Here is a 20,361-nt window from a genome sequence, read left to right on the forward strand (position 1 = left end):
CTCGTAACCAACCGCCTTGCCTGCACTCTGTTTAAAAATTCTCTGGTTACTCACATTCCTAAAAATTTTTATAGTTTTTATAGTTTTATTATATAGTTTAAGGTATCTAAGTCCCTAGAGACTTTTGATAATATACCATCAGGTCTAGTTGTGTTGTATCTATGTGGAGGTTGGCAATTTTAGAGAAAAGTCAAATTTTCTTTTATACTCCATAAACTTCTAAACTCTGCCTTAACCTGTCAATATTGTTCGTAGTAAGTACTGGCAGTTCCAAGCCACTGATGTTACCCATAAAAGCACGGTGCTTAGGAAACGGCAGTCAACTTGTCATTTAAATAGCTGAGAATTTAGAGGCAGGATTGAGTCTTTTGAGCAAAGGAGAACAAGCAAAGCTGACCTAGCAGAAGAGCAAACATTAGGAAACATAGTTAACTATTTAACAGGTTTCCAGATATGAATACACAGAAACAAAGACGTAAGCGCGGTGTTATTCTCAGCCTTGAAGGGTGCCAGAAACTTCGGGATGCAAGAATTGAGTCAGAAAATAAGGAGAATTTTGGAGAAAGGTATACTCTTGAAGAGTTGAGTGAACGCACTGGATTAGATACAGGCACAATCACGAAAGTACTGGCTCGCGAAGAAGGGGTTGACAAACGAACACTTGAGCGTTTTCTCGCAGCATTTAATTTAGAACTAGATAGAAGTTTCTATTCAAACATTACCCAAAGTCACTTAGATTGGGGAGAAGCGATTGATACCTCCGTTTTTTACGGACGTACAGAAGAACTTGCTACTTTAGAGCAATTGATCCTAAAGGATCGCTGCCGAGTAGTGTCAATCTTGGGGATGGGGGGAATTGGTAAATCAGCTCTATCAGTAAAGCTTACAGAAAAGATTAAAAATAATTTTGAGTACGTTATCTGGCGATCGCTACGAGAAGCTCCGCCAATTCAAGCGATCCTGGCTAACCTGATCCAGTTTTTGTCTGATGAACAGGAAACAGAAGCTAACTTACCAGAAAGCGTATGCGACAGAGTGTCGCGACTGATTGATTATTTGCGGCAGTATCGCTGTTTGCTGATACTAGATAATATGGAGTCGATTTTGCGTGGTGGTAGTCGAGCCGGACTTTATCGAGAGGGATACGAATGGTATGGGGAGCTGCTCAGACGGGTGGGAGAAACATCTCACTCTAGTTGCTTGGTGTTGACAAGCCGGGAAAAACCGAAAGAAGTGGCATCACTAGAAGGAAAAACGCTATGGGTACGCTCATTCCCACTAAGTGGTATGAACTCGGTGGATGGGCAGGGAATCTTGAAAGTAAAGGGGCTATGTGGAGTAGAAGAGGAATGTACAGCAATAGTTGAGCGCTATGCAGGTAATCCATTAGCCCTAAAGATAGTTGCTACGGCTATTCTCGATGTCTTTAATGGTAATATAAGAGAATTTTTGCATCAGAATACGGCTGTTTTTGGCGATATTCACGATATTTTAGAGCAGCAATTTCAGCGTTTGCCAGATTTAGAAAAAGATATAATGTATTGGCTGGCAATTAATCGTGAGCCAGTTTCGCTATTAGAGTTGCAAGAAGATTTTGTATCACCAATTCCGTTAAAAAAAATACTAGAAGCACTGGAGTCTCTGGTAAGGCGATCGCTAATCGAGAAGGCTTCGCCTACGCTAGTTGAAAAAAGCGCAGCACACTTCACATTACAACCTGTAGTGATGGAGTATGTGACTGACAGATTAGTAGATCAGGTGTGTTCAGAAATTTTCCTTCAGAAACTTGGTCTTTTCAAGTGTCATGCTCTGATGAAGGCGACAGCGAAAGACTATGTTAGGGAAACTCAAATTCGCCTCATCCTTAAACCAGTTATAGATGGGCTGCTTGTTCTCTTTGGGGGAAGCCCTAGAAGTGTTGAAAATCGGCTCACTCAAATTTTAGCCACCCTACGAGAGACATCACCGCTAGAAAAAAGTTATACCGCTGGAAATATTATTAATCTGCTTTGTCATTTGGGAACTGATCTCAAGGGCTATAATTTTTCTAATTTGAGTGTTTGGCAGGCAGATTTGCGGAATGTGAAATTGCACGATGTAAATTTCCAAAACGCCAATCTAGCTAAGTCTGTTTTTGCTGATACCTTTGGTGGCGTTTTGTCAGTAATTTTTAGCCCTGATGGCAAACTTTTGGCTATGGGTGATACCAATGGTGAGATTCGCTTGTACCAAGTTTCGGATGGGAAACAACTTCTGTCCTGTAAGGGGCATACCAACTGGGTTGTATCGCTTGCCTTTAGTCCCGATGGCAGAACTCTTGCTAGTAGTAGTGTTGACTGTATTGTGAAGTTGTGGGATGTCAGCACCGCTCAATGTCTGCAAATCTTGCAAGGACACGATGACGAGGTTTGGTCAGTTGCCTTTAGTCCAGATGGTAACACACTGGCGAGTGGCAGTGATGATAATACAATAAAGTTATGGAGTGTCTGCACAGGTCAATGTCTCACAACATTCCAAGGGCACACAAGTTGGGTATGCTCCGTTGTCTTCAGTAAGGATGGGCATATGCTGGCGAGTGGCAGTGATGACCACACAGTTAGGTTGTGGGATATTAACATCGGTGAATGCCTCAAAGTTTTCCAAGGACACAGTGATGGGATACGGTCAATTGCCGTCAGTCCTGATGGTAAAATGCTGGCGAGTGGTAGTGAAGACCAGACGATAAAGTTATGGGATGTCAACACTGGTGAATGCCTTAAAACGTTCCAAGGACATTTAAATGAAGTATACTCAGTCACATTTAGGTCACAAGGTGATATTCTAGCTAGTGGCAGTTTTGACCAGACGGTGAGACTATGGAGCGTTAGCACCGGTGAATGCCTCAAAACTTTCTACGGACATTCCAGTTGGGTATATTCGGTCGCCTTTAGTCCACAGGGCGAGTTAGTGGCTAGTGGCAGTTGCGATCAGATGGTACGACTGTGGGGTGTTCGTACTGGCGAATGCCTCAAAACGCTTCAGGGATATACTCATCAGGTACTCTCAGTTTCCTTCAGTCCAGATGGGCAGAAGCTAGCAAGTGGCAGTCACGATTCTTTGGTGAGGTTGTGGGATGTCGGTACAGGTCAATGCTTCAAAACGTTCCAAGGACATGGTGCTGCCATCCAGTCAGTTGCCTTTAGTCCAGATGGTAACACACTAGCGAGTGGCAGTGAAGATCGAACGGTGAGGTTGTGGGATGTTAATACAGGTCAAGTCTTGCAGACTTTCCAGGGACATGATGCTGCGATTCGGTCAGTTGCCTTTAGTCCAGATGGGCAGAAGCTAGCAAGTGGCAGTGAAGACCAAACAGTTAGGATATGGGATGTCAACACGGGTCAAACTTTAAGAACTTGCCAGGGACATATAGCTCAGGTCTGGTCAGTTGCCTTCAGTCCTCAAGGGATGATGCTAGCTAGCGGCGCGTTGGAGGAAACACTCAAGCTTTGGGATGTTAGTACTGGTGAGTGCCTCAAGACCCTAGAGGGGCATACGAATTGGGTTTGGTCAGTGGCTTTTGGTTCGGATGGTAAGCTGTTGGCAAGTACCAGTACAGATCGAACGTTAAGGTTATGGAGTGTCAGCACTGGTGAATGCCTTAACATTTTGCAGATAGATACGGGGTGGTTACTATCAGTAGCCTTTAGCCCAGACAGCCGAATACTAGCGAGTAGCTGTCAAGACCACACAGTTAGGTTGTGGGATCTTAGCACTGGTGAATGCCTCAAAGTCTTGGAAGGACATACAGGGGGTTGGATCAGGTCAGTTGCTTTTTGTCCGGATAATCAAACTTTGGCAAGCAGCGGTGAGGATGAGACAATTAGACTGTGGAAGGTAACAACAGGTGAGTGCTTAAAAGTTCTGAAAGTGGAGAAACCATATAAGCGGATGAACATTATGGGGGTTACAGGTTTAACTACAGCGATGGTTGCTACGCTGAAAGTTTTGGGGGCAGTTGCTGGTGAAAAATAGCATATTTAACAGTTATATGAAACCAGTGGAGATTTTACCAACGAGAGAGATCAGCCCACCGTAAACCTTGTCTGAAACATCAGTTTAATCTGAAGCTCCCCCGTGCAGCTAGCTGCTCTACATAAGTATCAGCGATTTTTGTTTGGGGGGAACTTCCGTTTAACGAACTGGAGATTTTCTTTGTCCGATAAGTGTTAATCCCTGACTATCTAGCCTTTACGGTAGCTAGGGCTAACCAGCCTTGAAGCTGCTTTGGCTCCTAACTTGACAGGGGCTAGACAACCAGGGTAATCAACTGTTTCAATTTTAAGCCACTAAATAGATATGTAGACTGAGTCTACATAGTACTGAATTCGGTATCACTTGGCAATCCCTGCGTGAATTCATTTATGATACTTTCCAAATCATCTAGTTCGATGCCATTCAATATATCGAAACTAGTCTCAAGGAGGTTGCTGGTGAAATCATGACTTAAAGATTGCTCCTCGATAGTTGCAGTTTTTATTGCATTTGGAAAGATCCGTGAAAAAACAACTTCATAGGCAGAACCTAAACCTAACCATACTAAAATCGAAAATCCAAAATCTAAAATCCGAAATTGCATCCTTCTTCTCCTTAAAGTTGGAACAGTACAGTTAAGGGTGTCTGAGAAAAGCTCTTCTTGCTTACCGGGTTTAGTTTTTGAAAATTAGTTCACACTCGCAGGCAAGTATTCAACTCTAGCGGTTTCAATACATTCTGAAGTTCCTCGTCTGATATATAGCCCTCCTTGGGTGGAGTAAAGCGTAACAATGCGGTTTCATAACAGGCTTGTGCTATGCGGATATGCTCTTCAGGAGTAAGCTCTGCAACAACTTTAACTGTCTCCTCTATATGCTTCACTTCGGCACCGACACTGCTGTGTACACGTAGCCAACGTGTGGCATGAGTACCCAGTGGTAACAAAGCCTCCACACTTTGGATGTACTCCTCCCCTATAAATGTCCCTAAGCGTTCGGCTGTATAGAAAAAACCAACGCAACCAATTGGATCGGTCGTCTGCACGCTTTGTATAAAGTAATCTACCAAAGCCTTTATAGGAGATGGCACAAGCGCTTGCACCACAGCCTCTGCGTCATATCCCATTGATTGAATATCGCGCAGAGCGAGTCGGTCGTGGCCTGCTTCCTCTCTGGCTTTCTGTACAGCCCACTGTGCCAAATTCTTACGACCAGATGCAGCGAATCGCTGGGCGGCTTCTTCCATCAGTCGTGAGGTATGGCAACTTGAATGGTAAGCACCAGCAAGCCGCCATACCCAACGTGTACGAGTCAGGGCTGGTGGTCTGCTGTTCGACTTCACAGCCTTCCAGGCTAATACTATAGCCCTATCTAAATGCTTCTGAGTTTGAGCTATGCTGTCTGTATCAACCTTTTTTGCAGTAAAGCCAGCCCCACTCTCTACAGAACTGGGTTGATGCACCCTAGTGCAGTTGGCTGTATTCACTGCTACTTCGTCAGATACAACACACGCCGATTCCGTGTCAATTAAAAAGTCATTACGCATATTTCGTTTCCTCAGTTACAGTTGTTGCAGAATGAGAGAAAATAACTCGTGGGAAAATTTCTTGCTCAGGGATAATTGTCTTCGCACCCTCCCACCATGCAGCGAACAACTCGGTTAACGCGTTAGCGATCCCCAGGCCTGTTTTCGTGACGAAAGTGAAATACTTTGATTGAACTATGTTGCAGTGCGTGCCACTGGGGGGCGATCGCGCCTCCCGAAACACCAAACGCATATTGCACTCCCATATCTTCCAGCATTTTGACTACTAAGTCGGCTACCGAAAGAGACGAACAAGTCTCAGATGAATACTTTTGCTGCCTGGCATGATCTGGCGTGACTTAGACAAAGGTAAGGTGTCTCGTTCTAGCTTTTCAGTATTGCTTATGTTGATTGAATGATTTGTAACACTCATAGTCGGTCAAGTAAATGGATGTGCGTTGACAATCGGTCATATTTGTGTATTAGCTATAGGGCATCCGCTAGAAAGGCTAGAGAACGCAATCGCGGACTCCGGGAACGGTAGCGTTATTACTAGGCATTTCTTTACGTTCAGCCAAAAAAGATTATTAGCACCAAAGGGCAAAAGTACTTTTTAAGGGTCGCTACATAGAATTGGTATGAACCCCAAGAATTCCTAAAGTTTCAGTCAATACCCTACAATTTGTAGATTGGGTTCTAAAGCCTCATATCATGTCCGTGAGATTAACCAGACTTTTGTAGGGGCAGGTTTTGCCGACAATATCTCAAGTCAAATCGCAATGATACTGGGACTTACAGTCCTTATATTCAACAGTAACAAAATTTACTCAGAAAACTAATTCTAGTTTTAGTCCATTAAAATGGACTTATGCTATGAGACTGGGATTTACAGTCCCAAGTGGTGGGGTAGCTAACTAGATTTACCCATTCTTCCAATATGTAGGTAGTTTTGGTTAATCGACAAGTTCACCACGCTTATACGCGGCGTTTAACTCTGTATTTGTATGAATTAGAATTTGTTGACTCCTGTACAAACAAACCACCTCCTTATTGTTAGTTCAAGAAAACTGATTTTACGAAATCTATCTAACTACAATTTTGTATTCAAAGAATATTTTTAAATGACAGTAAGGAGTAAATTACTCAACTCAGCTAAATGATTTTTATAACATTTTCTCAAACGATTTAGTGAGTATAACTATGAACACAATTTTTTGTTCAAGCTATTTTCAACTTTTAGATGCAAATACTTTTGCATTTATTATTGATACCTGTTGGTATTTTTGATATCACCTTGACTTTACCATGAACTGTAACACAAGTGAATAAAAAAATATTCATAGATTTACTACACTAATGTCTTTCTAATTATATTTTACATATTAACTTTATTTATTAAAATTATAATAAATGCTTATCTTGAAAATATTCAGCGTAAATATTGTACTAAAAATCTAATGTATCTTTTGTTGATAATCATAGCAATCAAAAATTAAACAATAGCCAAAAGCAATTATCAGTAAAATTTAGAATTTTTAAAAGATTTTAGCAACCAAAGATAGGGAAATTAAGGACGAACTTAAGTCTTTTACTTCTAATCAGTAAGAATGCACTCAATATAATGCCTAAGCGTTTAGTGGCAGAATGTATCGCAGGTCAAAAACAAAACATTCTTCTCTCTTCCTAATGTACAGGAAGTAGGTTGAAGAGTAGTTAAGTTTTTGTCTATCTCTATATTAATGTTAGACCATCTAGCTGGGAAGATTCTAAATTTAAATTCTAAAATTAAAAACAAAATTCAAAAATGTAAATTAATAGCCAATTTCAAGTAATTGTAATAAGAACGCCTTAAATATTGAATTTTGGTCTCGATTTGATTTTTTTTGCACTTCCATAGATAAATTTAGTTGCTCTGTATCCTTTTGTTTTAAATTTGAGCAAAGCAAAAGTCTGCAATAGCTTGGTTATGCAACAACCACAAAAAGAAAAAACTAAAAAAAATTAAATTTGTTTTTAACTTCCTAAATTTCGCTGGCTAAAACCTTTTTGAATTGGAAAGCTAGACATATAAAAGACCACCTTTGATTTATGAAACTGTAGTGAAAGCAGCCACATTTGTTTCAAGTATGCGGGAGGTTGAGTTCTAAGTACAGAATTGCACAAATTCATAACGATTATAAGTCGAGAACGAAGACAACATAACCTACAAGCCTTAACCATACAAATTGATGAAAAGCTGTACTAAAAGGAGGAGAAGGCATGAGCAACGCGGATTATGCAGAACACGTCGAGATGGAAAGGCAGTATTCTACGTGGCGTTGCATAATATTTGATGTCTGACGAGTACAACTTATTTAGTAAGGCAATTGGATGTGCAACGAACAATTGCAATTCCAAAACCTATTTTGATGGCATCGAAATTGGGAATCCAAACGGAAATTTGAGCATACCCAATTTCCACGTAATGGTCAAAAATGCAGATGCAATTATACCTTATGTTCCTTATGCATGGCAAGAAACTTTCAAAAATAACTTGAACACTTTTGATTTGGAAATAAGGCTAACAGCTTATTCTAGATTAATTTTGTACAACTTATTTTTACATGATGCCTTAGCTCGACTTTATCCAAAATTAAGAACTAGGTTCTCCTTATAGGGCAAAAACCCTAGCAATAAGAGCAAAAAGTTTTTCTATGTCACTGATTCACGGTGAAATCGAAAAAGTAAAACTACCACCCCATATAGGTTTCAGCAAAGCGCGATCGCGTTGCTAGAAAATGGATAAAGTCGAGCTTAGAGCAGATAGAAAAGGAAAACAAGGATTGTTGGCCAACCCACTGTGAAGCCTTGTGACAAGGGTGGGGAGATATTCTAGCTCTTGAGTACGCTAATAATCTTATCTATCTATGTGCTGATGGACTTTTTTATAGTCGAACAGCAGGAATGCAAAGAGAGACAAATTGATGGGCGATTCTCGCTAAACCAAATGTAACGATGGCTTGGCCCATTATTATGTTTCATGGTGAAGTTGTCTACTTTGAATGAAAGTGTGTTGACGACAAAAAAATGAAATGAATTGATCGCCAAGGGAAACGTGACTTGGCTGCGACGCGGTCACAGAGAAGTGGTTGCTATTTAAAATGCGAGCAACTGACTGATATCGCAATGTTTATGCACCAGAAGAATTGCTGCAATTAATCAAGCGTTAGCAGGAACATATCAATTCGCCGCGCAAAAACATTCACAAGAAAGTGATTAACCTAAATTACAAAGGAGTCCAACATGGTAACTAAAATGTCCAAGCCTAAACAAAAAATAGGTGTACTCATTGAAGCTCACTTTGACGAAACTGAATATCGAGGGTTCAACGACTTCTTTCCTAAAAATGGATACCAGATAGACTACATATCTCATCTTTGGGGTTATGACCAACTGACTTTTAAAGGCAATGATTTTACTGAAGAGGTTACAGTCTGCACAGAAGTAGAAGATGTTGAGCCTACCGATTATGACGGCATTATTCTCATTGGTGGCTATGCTATGGATCGTCTTCGCTATGAAGCCAATCCAAAGCCAGGTCAACCCAACCAGTCTTCAGCCGTCAAGTTTCTCCGAGCAGCGGTGAGAGCTATGGATACCAATCACTTAAAAATTGGAACAATTTGTCACAGCCTTTGGCTATTCTGTGCTGCACCAGAACTCCTGAGAGGCCGCAAGGTCACCTGTGCTCATAACCTGATTTACGACGTCCAAAATGCGGGAGGAATCGTCCAATTTGAGGGTGATGAAACCAAGAAAATACACATCGACGGTAATCTGATCGCAGCAAAACATCCTGACGTAACCCATGAATTCATGGGTGTCTTTTTAGAGGAAATTAAAAAGCAACAAATGCAGAAAGTTAGTGCGTAAGAGCTGATTTATAAAGTAAATCTAAATACAGCAAAATTGAAGCACGTACTCGCATCAGAATGCAATGTGTGAGGGTTAATAAATAAGGTTTTGATGACGGCGCGGCAAGATGCGTCAAGAGACGTAAACGTCATTTGCTCGTCGATTGTCTTATAGTTACCTCGGCTAATACCCAAAACCGATTGAGGTGTGCGATCGCCCGTTCGCAGAAGTTTTACGCGAGTGTGAAAATATAGAGTTGATATGGGTTGATGTAGGTTTTAGTGGTGAGAAGTTTGCCCATGTGATTGATGAAATTTATGGTGTCATTCGTTGAGGTTGTTAAACGTAATTACTTTGATTTTGAAGTGTTGCCCAGATGTTGGGTCGTAGAGAGAACATTTGATTGGTTAGAGCGGTATCGGCGTGCCAGATCGGATTCTCAGATGTTACCGGAAGTGAGTGAGGCAATTGTTTATGCTGCAATGGACAAATTGATGTTAAATCGATTTGTTTGTTAACAATTACTTTATAAATCACCTCTAATACCAATTTGCGTCGTTGCTGATTGAGGATGTGAATTGACCTGATGCAGAGACACACCAGTTGTAGAGAGTAAGAGTTTAGAGGAGCAGAGGAGTTGCCTCCTGCTTTCTCAATACCTTTGCAGAGCCTTACGTACTGACTGAATCAGGATAGACAACTCATCTGTGCAATAAAAGGAAGGGCATAATGATTGCAACAACTAAATATCAACTTGAGCCAGTAACAGCTAAGTACCAAGTAGAACGAGGAAGCCAACATCCTTTAGGTGCAACGCCATACAAAGACGGGGTAAATTTCTCAATCTTTTCAGAACATGCCACATCTGTGGAACTGTTGTTGTTCGATAAGCATGATGACGCGGAACCAATTCAGATTATCCAATTGAACCCAAAAATAAATAAAACCTTTCATTTCTGGCATATCTTTGTTAAAGGGTTGACACCAGGCACTTGCTATGGATACCGGGTTGACGGCCCTCAGAATTTACACGGCGCAGGATACCGCTTCAACAAGAACAAGGTACTAATCGATCCCTACTCCAAGGGAAACTGCAATGCTCTTTGGAACCGCATAGATGCTTTAGGAACAAAAGACAACCTAGCTACCTCAATGCGTAGTGTAGTGATTGACACCTCAGATTATGACTGGGAAGGCGATCGCCCCCTCAACCGACCAATGAGTGACACGATCATTTATGAGGTACATATTGGCGGGTTTACTAGGTCTCCCTCCTCAGGCTGTAAAAACTGCGGAACCTTCTCTGGAATTATCGAGAAGATTCCTTACTTGAAAGAATTGGGAATAACAGCTGTTGAACTCCTGCCAGTATTTGACTTTGATGAAAAGGAAATAGTCCGAGAAGTTAACGGCAACCGACTGAAAGACTACTGGGGATACAACCCACACAGCTACTTTGCTCCTGAAGGTTCATATTGTACTGCTTCTGATGAAGGAAGCCATATCAGGGAGTTTCGAGATATGGTTAAGGCTCTCCATAAGGCAGACATTGAAGTCATCCTAGATGTGGTCTATAACCATACTAGTGAAGGTAATCATATGGGTCCGACCATCAACTTCAAAGGCTTTGAAAATAGCACCTACTATCACCTCGTGCCCTGGGATAAGCAGTATTATATGGACTATACCGGGTGTGGAAATACCTTTAACTGCAATCACCCAATTGTGGAAAAGTTGATTGTAGAATCTCTGGAATTTTGGGTAAAAGAGATGCATGTTGATGGTTTCCGGTTTGATGAAGGGTCTATTCTCGCGCGTGGTCAGGACGGAGTACCTATGGCTCATCCGCCAGTAGTGTGGCACATTGAAATATCTGATACCCTAGCCGAAACCAAAATTATTGCTGAGGCTTGGGATGCTGCCGGATTGTATCAAATTGGCTACTTTCCTGGATATCGTTGGGCAGAATGGAACGGACACTATCGGGATGATATCCGGCGCTTTGTCAAGGGAGATCCAGGGCTAGTGGGGGCAGTTGCTTCACGCATAGCCGGAAGTGCCGATCTCTATCAAGCAACTGGTCACCTACCAATTAACAGCATTAATTTCATTACTTGCCATGATGGGTTCACCCTCAACGATCTGGTTTCATACAACTACAAACATAATGAAGCCAATGGTGAAAATAATCAGGATGGCATTAATGATAATTTGAGCTGGAATTGTGGAGTTGAAGGAGAGACTGACGATCCAGGAATTGATGCTTTACGTCGGCGACAAATTAAGAATTTCGCAGCCATTCTCTTCCTTTCCCAGGGCGTACCGATGTTTGTGGCTGGTGATGAAGTCAGACGTACCCAAAAGGGCAACAACAACGCCTATTGCCAAGATAACGAAATTAGTTGGTTTAACTGGAATCTTGTGGAGAAGAACTCAGATATATTCAGGTTCTTCAAGCTGATGATAGATTTCCGCAAGTGCTATTGTCATAGTGCCTTACGCCGCAGCCGTTTCTTCAGTGGCGAAGTTAACGAGCGTGGTTTGGCGGACATTTCTTGGCATGGTAGCAAGTTGTTCAGTCCAGGTTGGTGCGATCCTGATGCCAGAGTTCTCGCATATACTATGGGCGGCTTTGAAGGGGAAGCAGATATTCACGTCATGCTCAATATGTATTGGGAAGCTCTCGACTTTGAAATTCCCTCAATTACAGGTAGGGAATGGTACAAAATTGTAGACACTGCTGAACCTTCCCCTATGGATATTATGGAACAGGGGAAAGAGACTATAGTTTCAGGCAATGTCTGTACTGTTCAGGGTCGTAGCGTTGTCATTTTAATTTCCAAATAATTTCCAGGTCATCAATTTTCAATTTTGGAGAAAATTCAATGAATAACATAGATTTTACGTTTTCAGACCTGATCGCTGGGTATGTTACTGATTTTGACACGAGTAAAGGAGAGCATGGTACTTTCACCCTCAAGACCTCAGACGGAAGGAACTTTGAAGTAGCATTGACCTCAAACACCTATGCTGAGTTGGTGCGCAATTTGGGAGAGCCTTACTACGATTGCACTGGTCAGATATGGTCAAGAATTGCTCCAAATCAGTATATTTTCGTATATGGCATTTTCTATCTTGAGGGAGATCAGTATAAGTTTGAAGCCAAGCGTATAGTCTTTCTGGGTCGGACAGAACGCGAGTATCTTTTTGAAAAGCAAGACTGGTGGATCAAGCAAATACAAAATCTTGCCAATTTTTACCTGAAAGCACAGTTTGAGGATGGTGAAATTGATTATCGAAAATATCGCACTGGTATAGGCTTGGTTGGTTCAAAGGAAAAGAGCAATCGTCAGGAAACTGACACCATTTCGCGCCTAGTTTACGGTTTTGCCACAGCCTATATGATGACTGGGGAAGAGCGTTATCTAGAGGCTGCCGAAAAAGGAACCGAATACCTACGTCGACATATGCGTTTTCTCGACGAGGGTGAAGGTATTTGCTATTGGTATCATGCAGTTGACGTGAAGCCAGATGGAAGTGAGCAAAAAATATTTTCCTCAGAATTTGGGGATGATTATGACGCTATTCCAGCTTATGAGCAGATATATGCGTTGGTTGGTCCTACCCAAACTTACCGGGTTACAGGCGATCCGCACATTCTGAAGGACATAGAGTTGACCGTCAATCTGTTTGAGTACTATTTCCTGGACAAATCGGAAAGAGGAGGATTATTTTCACACATCGATCCGATTAGTCTCAGCCCTTACTCAGAGACTTTGGGTCATAACCGCGCTAAAAAGAACTGGAACTCAGTAGGCGATCATGCCCCAGCTTACTTGATTAATTTATGGCTGGCGACTGGCGAGGACAAATACGCCGATTTCCTTGAGTACACCTTTGACACAATTGAAAAGCGTTTTCCGGATTATGAGTATAGTCCGTTCGTTCAAGAACGTTTTTATGAAGATTGGAGCCACGACACGACTTGGGGGTGGCAGCAGAATCGAGCCGTTGTCGGACACAACCTCAAAATTGCCTGGAACCTGATGCGGATGAACCACCTGAAACCAAAAGAAAAATATGTAGCCCTGGCTGAAAAGATTGCAGAAATCATGCCAGCAGTTGGCAGCGATCGTCAGCGTGGAGGGTGGTATGACGTCGTAGAGCGTACCCTAAAACCAGGGGAAGGGATATACCGCTTTGTATGGCATGACCGAAAAGCTTGGTGGCAGCAGGAACAAGCCATTTTAGCCTATCTAATTCTTACTGGTTCACTTGGTAAACCTGAGTATCAACGGTTGGCACGTGAATCAGCAGCTTTCTATAACGCTTGGTTCCTCGACTACGAAGCTGGCGGTGTCTACTTCAATGTTTTGGCAAATGGACTTCCCTATCTGCTGGGAACTGAGCGAGGCAAGGGCAGCCACTCGATGAGTGGTTATCACTCCTTCGAGCTGGCTTACTTGGCTTGTGTCTATACAAACCTGCTGATTACTAAACAGCCGATGGATTTGTACTTCAAGCCAAAGCCTGGTGCCTTTAAGGATAATATTCTGCGGGTTCAGCCAGATATTCTACCACCTGGCAGCGTGCGTATTGCTGATGTATGGATCAATGGGCAATCGCATTTCGATTTTGATGCCAACAACCTCAAAATCAAACTGCCATCCTCTACCGATGAACTAAAAGTTAGAGTCAGAATTCTTCCCACTGAGGTATTTTTCAACGCAACTCTATTAGATGTAACTGAAGGTATCGCCAAGATTTCCTTAAGTGGGTTAATGGATGCAGCTGCTGTACCACTTTTCGAGGATGAATTAAAAAAAGCAACCAGCCACTCAGTCAAACGCATTGTCTTGATGCTAGAAAATCTGAAATGCATATCTAGCGCTGGGCTGCGATCGCTCATTTTCAACAAGCAAAAGTTGGGTGCTGATGTTGAATTCTATATAGTTGGTGCGGCTGAGCATGTGAAGAATTACCTTCAGATGAGTTCATTTTGTGAGGGTGTGACTGTGTTGGATAGGTATGAAACTGTCAAGATGGCTAGTGTTAGGTGATAGTTAACAGCCTCTTTAGTTTGCAACTGAGCTTTACTTGTACCTTAATAAACTTAAGAAAGCCAATAAGTAGGGGATTCAAATACTTATTAAAGATTCAAGTTAGAAGTAGAGGTTTTAAACCCAACTAGTAGTCAGCCAAAGCAACTTTAAGGGGCTAAATAACGAACTGCTAAAACGAGCCAGCGCCTTGTTTTTTCAATGTTGTAGCTTGTGAATTAATGAGGAACTTATGGCTAAGCCTGTATTAATTACAATAGACGACGACCCCCAAGTCCTATGGGCTATCGAACGCGATTTACGGCATAAATACGGTAGCGACTTCCGGATATTGCGAGCAGATTCTGGTGCGACGGCTTTGGAGGCACTCAAACAGTTGAAACTGCGCAATGAGCCAGTGGCACTATTGTTGGCAGACCAGCGGATGCCACAGATGACTGGTGTGGAGTTTCTTGAAAAGGCAATGGAAATCTTTCCACAGGCCAAACGCGCCTTGCTTACGGCGTATGCAGATACCGATGATGCTATTCGTGCCATCAATAAGGCCAAGATTGATTACTATCTTCTGAAGCCGTGGAGCCCTCCAGAAGAGCGTTTGTACCCCGTGCTTAACGATTTGCTAGAGGTTTGGCAGACATCGTTTCTCCCATATTTTGAAGGCGTTCGCGTGATTGGTGATCGCTGGTCGCCCAAATCCCATCAAGTCAAAGATTTTTTAGCACGTAATCATATTCCTTACCAGTGGCTGGACGTTGAATCAGATGAGGCGAACCGTCTGGTTACCTACGCCACCAGTTCTGATGTCCCACAACTACCACTACTGCTCTTCCCCAATGGCTCAAATCTGATAGCTCCGACAAATATTGAAATTGCCGAGAAAATAGGGCTGAAAATGCGCCCGACAATGCCGTTTTACGACTTGATTATCGTGGGTGCTGGTCCGGGCGGTCTAGCGGCAGCTGTTTATGGGGCATCCGAGGGGCTGGATACTGTAATAATTGAAAGAGAGGCCCCAGGAGGGCAAGCGGGGACAAGTTCCCGGATTGAGAATTATCTCGGTTTTCCGGTTGGACTAACTGGGGGAGATTTAGCCAGACGTGCTGTTGCACAAGCTCACAAGTTTGGAGCAGAGATTCTTACGCCGCAAGAAGTAACTAGCGTTCGTACAGAGGGTCAGTATCGAATTGTAACTCTAGCAGATGGATCGGAACTGAGCAGTCATACGCTGATGATTGCAACAGGCGTATCGTATCGCAAACTCGATGTGCCTGGTATTGACAGGTTGACAGGGGCGGGTGTGTACTATGGAGCTGCAATCACCGAAGCACTTTCCTACCAAGACGAAGACGTTTTTATTGTCGGGGCGGGTAATTCAGCTGGACAGGCTGCGATGTACCTCTCTAAATACGCCCGGCGTGTGACTCTGCTCGTACGAGGTGACTCACTAACGAAAAGTATGTCTAAGTATCTGATCGATCAGATCGAATTAACTGACAATATAACAGTAAAATTGTTGACTCAGGTTGCTGAAGTATTTGGCAAAGACAAGCTTGAGGCGATAACTCTTGCAAACATAGAAACTAGTGAGGTTGAAACTGTCCCTACCAACGCCCTTTTTACCTTTATTGGTGCGATGCCACGTACTCACTGGTTACAAGATGTTGTAGAGCGCGATAAATATGGATTCATCCTGACTGGGCCTGACACTATGCAGAATGGGACACTTCCAAAAGGATGGACACTAGAGCGCAATCCGTTTCTTCTCGAAACTAGTGTGCCGGGTATTTTCGCGGTAGGTGACGTGCGCCATAAGTCTGTGAAACGAGTTGCCTCAGCGGTGGGTGAGGGAGCGATCGCTGTTCAATTCATTCACCAATATCTCGCATCTTTATAGCTGGTTCCTATCTTTGTGGAATCCTGAATACAGATGTGCCTATATAGGGGAAGATCTGGCGAAGCTGTCACTAAACGCAAACTAGATGGTTTAGTTTAAAAACTCGCGCAATATGGTAGTGATTACACAATCAGAATTTCATAGAATTTGATCCAAGACATATGCCATTGATGCAGCAGTATTGGCGCACTTTGCAGATGCCATCCGACCAGAAGTGAGAGCCTTAAGAGATATCCAGGCACGAGAACTCGGTGAATTAGTCACTCGTCGCCGCCAGGTAGTAGAAATGATTACAGCAGAAAAAGCTTGCGAGTGCTGGAATGACAGGTGTAATGCAACAAGATATTCAAGCTCACATTTAATGACTCAAGCAGCAACTTAATAACTTGAACAAGCAACTGCAAACACTGATTCGTCAAACACTAACTTGGTGTGAACGGGTGGACTTACTCAAAAGTGTACTTAGAGTAAAAGATGTTATTTAGAGCACATAGCTGGTAGAACTAAGAGATCTTGGTAGTTTGAGTCATAAACAGATCTCTAACCTTGTCTGTTTAGCTCCCATTAACCGTGATAGTGGTCAGATGCGTGGCAAGCGCACAATTTGGGGTGGTAGGGCATAAGTGCGAGCAGCTTTGTACATGGGAACTTTAGTGGCTGTGCGATTTAATTGTTTTACGAGCGTCTCCGCCATAAGGGAAAACCAGCTAAGGTAGCTTTGACTGCTTGTATGCATAAGCTGTTAATTATTCTCAATGCAATGTTTCAACATTGCACGTTCTGGTTTTCTCAAACTGTCCAGTAACGTTGGCAGTTTAACCTGTTAACATCTGACTTTTCGGATTATCTCCTTGATGGAGCGATCACTTACTATACTCTTAGCCCAAAGCCCTATTCTTGAGTGATTTATTGTCATTAAAATTAAGTTGTTGAGAATCAAATATATTGTGAAACCCTTGCTATTCCGTTGTTTCACGACTTAACGGGAAAAGTCAGTTAACATCTGGTTCTGGAATTTTATGGCAGGGGGATTGACTTTTAAGACAGTTGCTATACGTATATACTCAAAAGCCTCATACCTCCTAACATTGGAAAACAAGTTTTTATACCACTGGCAATATTCGTCCACAAATTTGATTGTTTGTATGGGTGGACGAGGCTCTACTATGCTTTATATTTACGTTCTAGGGTTTGTAAGTTATTATACTACCGCGAAAGTGACAAAACAGGGTTAAGTGGCAACACCAAGGCTCGGAACTGGTAAAAGCAACAACAAAGCTAGTATCACTTTTTGATTTGAGCTAGATTTAAACATATAAAAACTTTGCTATATTTAAGCGTTATAAACTGTCGGTGGCTATTAATTGGATATATGCCATAGGTTTAAAATATAAAATTTCACTGCCACAATCAGGTGTTAATTAAATGGCACTTTGGTAGTCGTCACAAGTTTTAATTGCTGACTAAAATATTTAAGAATACTTTAATTTCTCAGTTAGCTTTGTTGGGTATGTGCAGCCTGAACGAGAGCTTGAAAAATTCTTTGATGACTAGGATTAAGAGTTGAAAGCTCAGGATGCCATTGCACCCCAATTGCCCAAGGATGATGTTCATGCTCGACAGCTTCAATGACCCCATCATCTGGGGCATGAGCAACAACCTGCCAACCAGGTGGGACTTTATCTACTGCTTGATGATGCAAAGAAACTACAGATATGTGAGAATTCTGTACACAGTTAGCTAAACGGCTTTTTATATCTATTCTGACGAGATGTTCTGTCGGTAAACATCGTCCAGGTTCAGGTTCTAGACGATGTAATGCAGATGTACCGTAGACATCACCAATGTGAGGAATCAGAGTACCCCCACAGGTGACGATGAGAATTTGTAAACCCCGGCAAATACCCAATATCGGCAGATGACGTTCAAGAGCAAACTTGGCAAGTTGCAATTCAAAAGCATCACGTTCAGCATCGACAGAATAAATCGTAGGATGAGCAAAACCGTTGTAGCAAACAGGGTCAATATCTCCACCTCCGGAGATAATTAAACCATCCAAAGGATCTAGAAGTATGGCAGGCTCAATTTCTCCTGGCGGTAATAATATGGGAATGCCACCTGCGGCACGGACTGCATCTATATATTCGCTTGGTAGAGAAAATGGTAATGCTGCTTGCCGACCGTAAGTTGTAATGCCAATCAATGCTTTTCGAGATTTGCTACTCATCTTGATGCTATTTAAGTATTTTGTCTAGCAGGTTTGTTGCAGGTTGTGCTTTAGCCAGTGTTGCTTGATGATCGCTGTAAGCACTAACCAAATGTACTAGACTGCTCACGCCGATCTTGAGTTGCTCGAGTTCTTGATTTGTAATCAATTCTGCATCAAGCATTCGTTCGACTAAAGGTTTAAGATCGCCGACATCAAGCGTGAACTTTTTGGACTTTTTCTACGCTATTGAGTAATGCCATTAATGTTTCCTCAAAAAATTTTCCCAGTCTATTGTTTAAATGGGGTAAATATAGCATCGGTGACACAAGGGGCAAACTAAACCGTATAGTTCAATGTCGTTGTACCCATAATCTTGCCGCGACTGGAAGCATAATGTCGCTAGAACCGAGTCTGTAATGCTCATTCTCTCGTTGTGTGATCGCGGATGTAAGCATTGGTCGAAAACCTTAAGCAACAGTTACTGGAAGTAGAAGCTGAGATTGGGCAAGCACTTAATCAAGACCAACAGTGGGCTGATTCTACCCAACTGCTGCAAAGTATTAAGGGTATCGGTTGGCTCACTGCTGCTTGGCTGTTAGTAACAACCCTAACCTAAACTTTACCACTTGTGAAACAGCTCTTGCAGTGACAGCTTATGCTGGCGCTTCACCTACACTTTTTCAATCTGGTACTAATGGATGGCCATAAAGGGGCGATTGGACATACTGGTCAGACACGACTACGAACTGCTCTCTATCTAGCAACCTTAAGTACACCTCAGAGTAATCCAATCATTAAAACCTTGTACAAGCGATTGAGGGCTTCGGGCAAGCCCATGAAAGTGTGCTGCACGAAAACTGTTGCACCTTGCTTAGGATGTTGTTAAAAAGAGGTAGCCGTTTGACCAAAACTACGCGTTGAAACAGCCATGCACTTGACAATTGGCTATGGTATCTTCGCTAGCTCTTCCCTAGATTGCCAATCTTACCGATGAACGACTTTGGATTCTCCAGTTCAGGAGTGTCCTTGCCGAAAATGTTATCTCTTGACCTAAGGAACCTGCGGAAGGTGGGGTTATCAGTTGACGGCAATTGATTTTATATTTGCATTATTTTTGGACTTGACTACCTTCTTGGTCAGCTTTATTTTAAAGCCTGATTAAGACATTTCTCTATTAGCTTATATTCTCTAATTGTTGGGTTTACCGTACTAATAAATACATGATTCTACTACTTTTGATTATGCGAAAATTATCGGACGGTAATCATCAATTTATTAGGTGCTATTAACCGTATTTTCAATCATTGAAATCATCAATAATATAAGAATCAAAGCAATAAAATCCTGAAGTCAATAAATAATTAATTAGGAATCATAAGAGCGAGTTATGGTATTAGTATGTTACAACCCCTGGCAAGAATTGAACACACTGCAATGTCAAATCGACGGAGCTCTTGAAGATTTCCAAGCACCAACCTTTACCAAAGCTCCAGTATCCGACTCCACAAAACCGAAGATACCGTACATTTGAAACTGGAACTCCCTGGTGTTAATGCTTAAAGATGTACATATAGATATCTCAGTTACTGAGAATGCAGTTAAGGTGGTTGCTGAGTGTAAGTCAGAAATCAAAACTTTCCCACAGAAATCATCAGCTATGCAGTTTGGTTGTATTGTGCCTTCCCGTTGAGTTATGGGGACGTGCAAAAACTGCTGCTGTACTGGGGGATTGATGTGAGCCATGAGGCAATATTGAGCGTGATGTCAGA

At 42.2% G+C, this 20,361-nt stretch carries 14 protein-coding genes and 1 pseudogene; 9 read left to right on the forward strand and 6 right to left on the reverse strand.

The window, feature by feature from the left end; all coding sequences use genetic code 11:
• The first annotated feature begins 453 nt into the window (after positions 1–453).
• Positions 454–4,011: a WD40 domain-containing protein gene (locus UYC_RS0100910; protein WP_016877516.1), complete on the forward strand. Its 3,558-nt coding sequence runs from the start codon at positions 454–456 to the stop codon at positions 4,009–4,011.
• 337 nt (positions 4,012–4,348) lie between these two features.
• Here UYC_RS0100910 and UYC_RS0100915 read toward each other — a convergent pair whose 3' ends face one another.
• The 3 genes and pseudogenes from UYC_RS0100915 to UYC_RS37080 all read right to left on the reverse strand — a co-directional run.
• The gene (locus tag UYC_RS0100915) at positions 4,349–4,615 is read right to left on the reverse strand and encodes a hypothetical protein (RefSeq protein WP_016877517.1); all 267 of its coding nucleotides are present in this window, start codon (positions 4,613–4,615) and stop codon (positions 4,349–4,351) included.
• A gap of 89 nt (positions 4,616–4,704) precedes the next feature.
• Positions 4,705–5,556 (reverse strand): iron-containing redox enzyme family protein, encoded by an 852-nt coding sequence (locus UYC_RS0100920; protein ID WP_016877518.1) that lies wholly within the window; start codon positions 5,554–5,556, stop codon positions 4,705–4,707.
• Positions 5,557–5,629: 73 nt separating this feature from the next.
• A pseudogene (locus UYC_RS37080) lies at positions 5,630–5,843 on the reverse strand (thiamine pyrophosphate-binding protein); the annotation flags it as partial.
• A gap of 2,024 nt (positions 5,844–7,867) precedes the next feature.
• Here UYC_RS37080 and UYC_RS0100930 point away from each other — a divergent pair.
• The 7 genes from UYC_RS0100930 (at position 7,868) to UYC_RS0100960 (ending at position 16,765) form a co-directional block, all read left to right on the forward strand.
• Positions 7,868–8,191, forward strand: a complete 324-nt coding sequence (locus UYC_RS0100930) for a hypothetical protein (protein WP_016877520.1) — start codon at positions 7,868–7,870, stop codon at positions 8,189–8,191.
• A gap of 626 nt (positions 8,192–8,817) precedes the next feature.
• Positions 8,818–9,447 carry a DJ-1/PfpI family protein gene (locus UYC_RS0100935; RefSeq protein WP_016877521.1) on the forward strand — a complete coding sequence of 210 codons (630 nt, stop codon included), beginning with the start codon at positions 8,818–8,820 and terminating at the stop codon, positions 9,445–9,447.
• Between the two features lie 187 nt (positions 9,448–9,634).
• Positions 9,635–9,763, forward strand: coding sequence for a hypothetical protein (locus UYC_RS39810; protein WP_268744016.1), 129 nt, complete (start codon positions 9,635–9,637; stop codon positions 9,761–9,763).
• A gap of 395 nt (positions 9,764–10,158) precedes the next feature.
• Complete coding sequence (gene glgX, locus UYC_RS0100945; protein WP_016877523.1) at positions 10,159–12,276, forward strand: glycogen debranching protein GlgX; 2,118 nt, start codon at positions 10,159–10,161, stop codon at positions 12,274–12,276.
• Positions 12,277–12,314: 38 nt separating this feature from the next.
• Complete coding sequence (locus tag UYC_RS0100950; RefSeq protein WP_016877524.1) at positions 12,315–14,489, forward strand: AGE family epimerase/isomerase; 2,175 nt, start codon at positions 12,315–12,317, stop codon at positions 14,487–14,489.
• 232 nt (positions 14,490–14,721) lie between these two features.
• Positions 14,722–16,383 carry a response regulator gene (locus UYC_RS0100955; RefSeq protein WP_016879197.1) on the forward strand — a complete coding sequence of 554 codons (1,662 nt, stop codon included), beginning with the start codon at positions 14,722–14,724 and terminating at the stop codon, positions 16,381–16,383.
• A 181-nt stretch (positions 16,384–16,564) separates the two neighbouring features.
• On the forward strand, positions 16,565–16,765 hold the full coding sequence (locus tag UYC_RS0100960) for a hypothetical protein (protein ID WP_026087660.1): 201 nt from the start codon (positions 16,565–16,567) through the stop codon (positions 16,763–16,765).
• 1,113 nt (positions 16,766–17,878) lie between these two features.
• Here UYC_RS0100960 and UYC_RS0100970 read toward each other — a convergent pair.
• Together UYC_RS0100970 and UYC_RS39280 are read right to left on the reverse strand one after the other, a co-directional pair.
• Positions 17,879–18,610, reverse strand: a complete 732-nt coding sequence (locus UYC_RS0100970; RefSeq protein ID WP_016877527.1) for a gamma-glutamyl-gamma-aminobutyrate hydrolase family protein — start codon at positions 18,608–18,610, stop codon at positions 17,879–17,881.
• 7 nt (positions 18,611–18,617) lie between these two features.
• Entirely contained in the window at positions 18,618–18,773 is a 156-nt protein-coding gene (locus tag UYC_RS39280; protein ID WP_016877528.1) for a hypothetical protein, read from the reverse strand.
• Between the two features lie 273 nt (positions 18,774–19,046).
• Between UYC_RS39280 and UYC_RS37365 the strand changes: the two genes are divergently transcribed.
• Positions 19,047–19,208, forward strand: coding sequence for a hypothetical protein (locus tag UYC_RS37365; RefSeq protein ID WP_016877529.1), 162 nt, complete (start codon positions 19,047–19,049; stop codon positions 19,206–19,208).
• Positions 19,209–20,029: 821 nt separating this feature from the next.
• On the opposite strand, the gene UYC_RS36200 is transcribed toward UYC_RS37365, so the two are convergent.
• Positions 20,030–20,335 carry a hypothetical protein gene (locus UYC_RS36200; protein ID WP_016877530.1) on the reverse strand — a complete coding sequence of 102 codons (306 nt, stop codon included), beginning with the start codon at positions 20,333–20,335 and terminating at the stop codon, positions 20,030–20,032.
• Between the last annotated feature and the right edge of the window lie 26 nt (positions 20,336–20,361).

The sequence above is a fragment of the Chlorogloeopsis fritschii PCC 6912 genome (assembly GCF_000317285.1).
Taxonomy (GTDB): Bacteria; Cyanobacteriota; Cyanobacteriia; order Cyanobacteriales; family Nostocaceae; genus Chlorogloeopsis; species Chlorogloeopsis fritschii.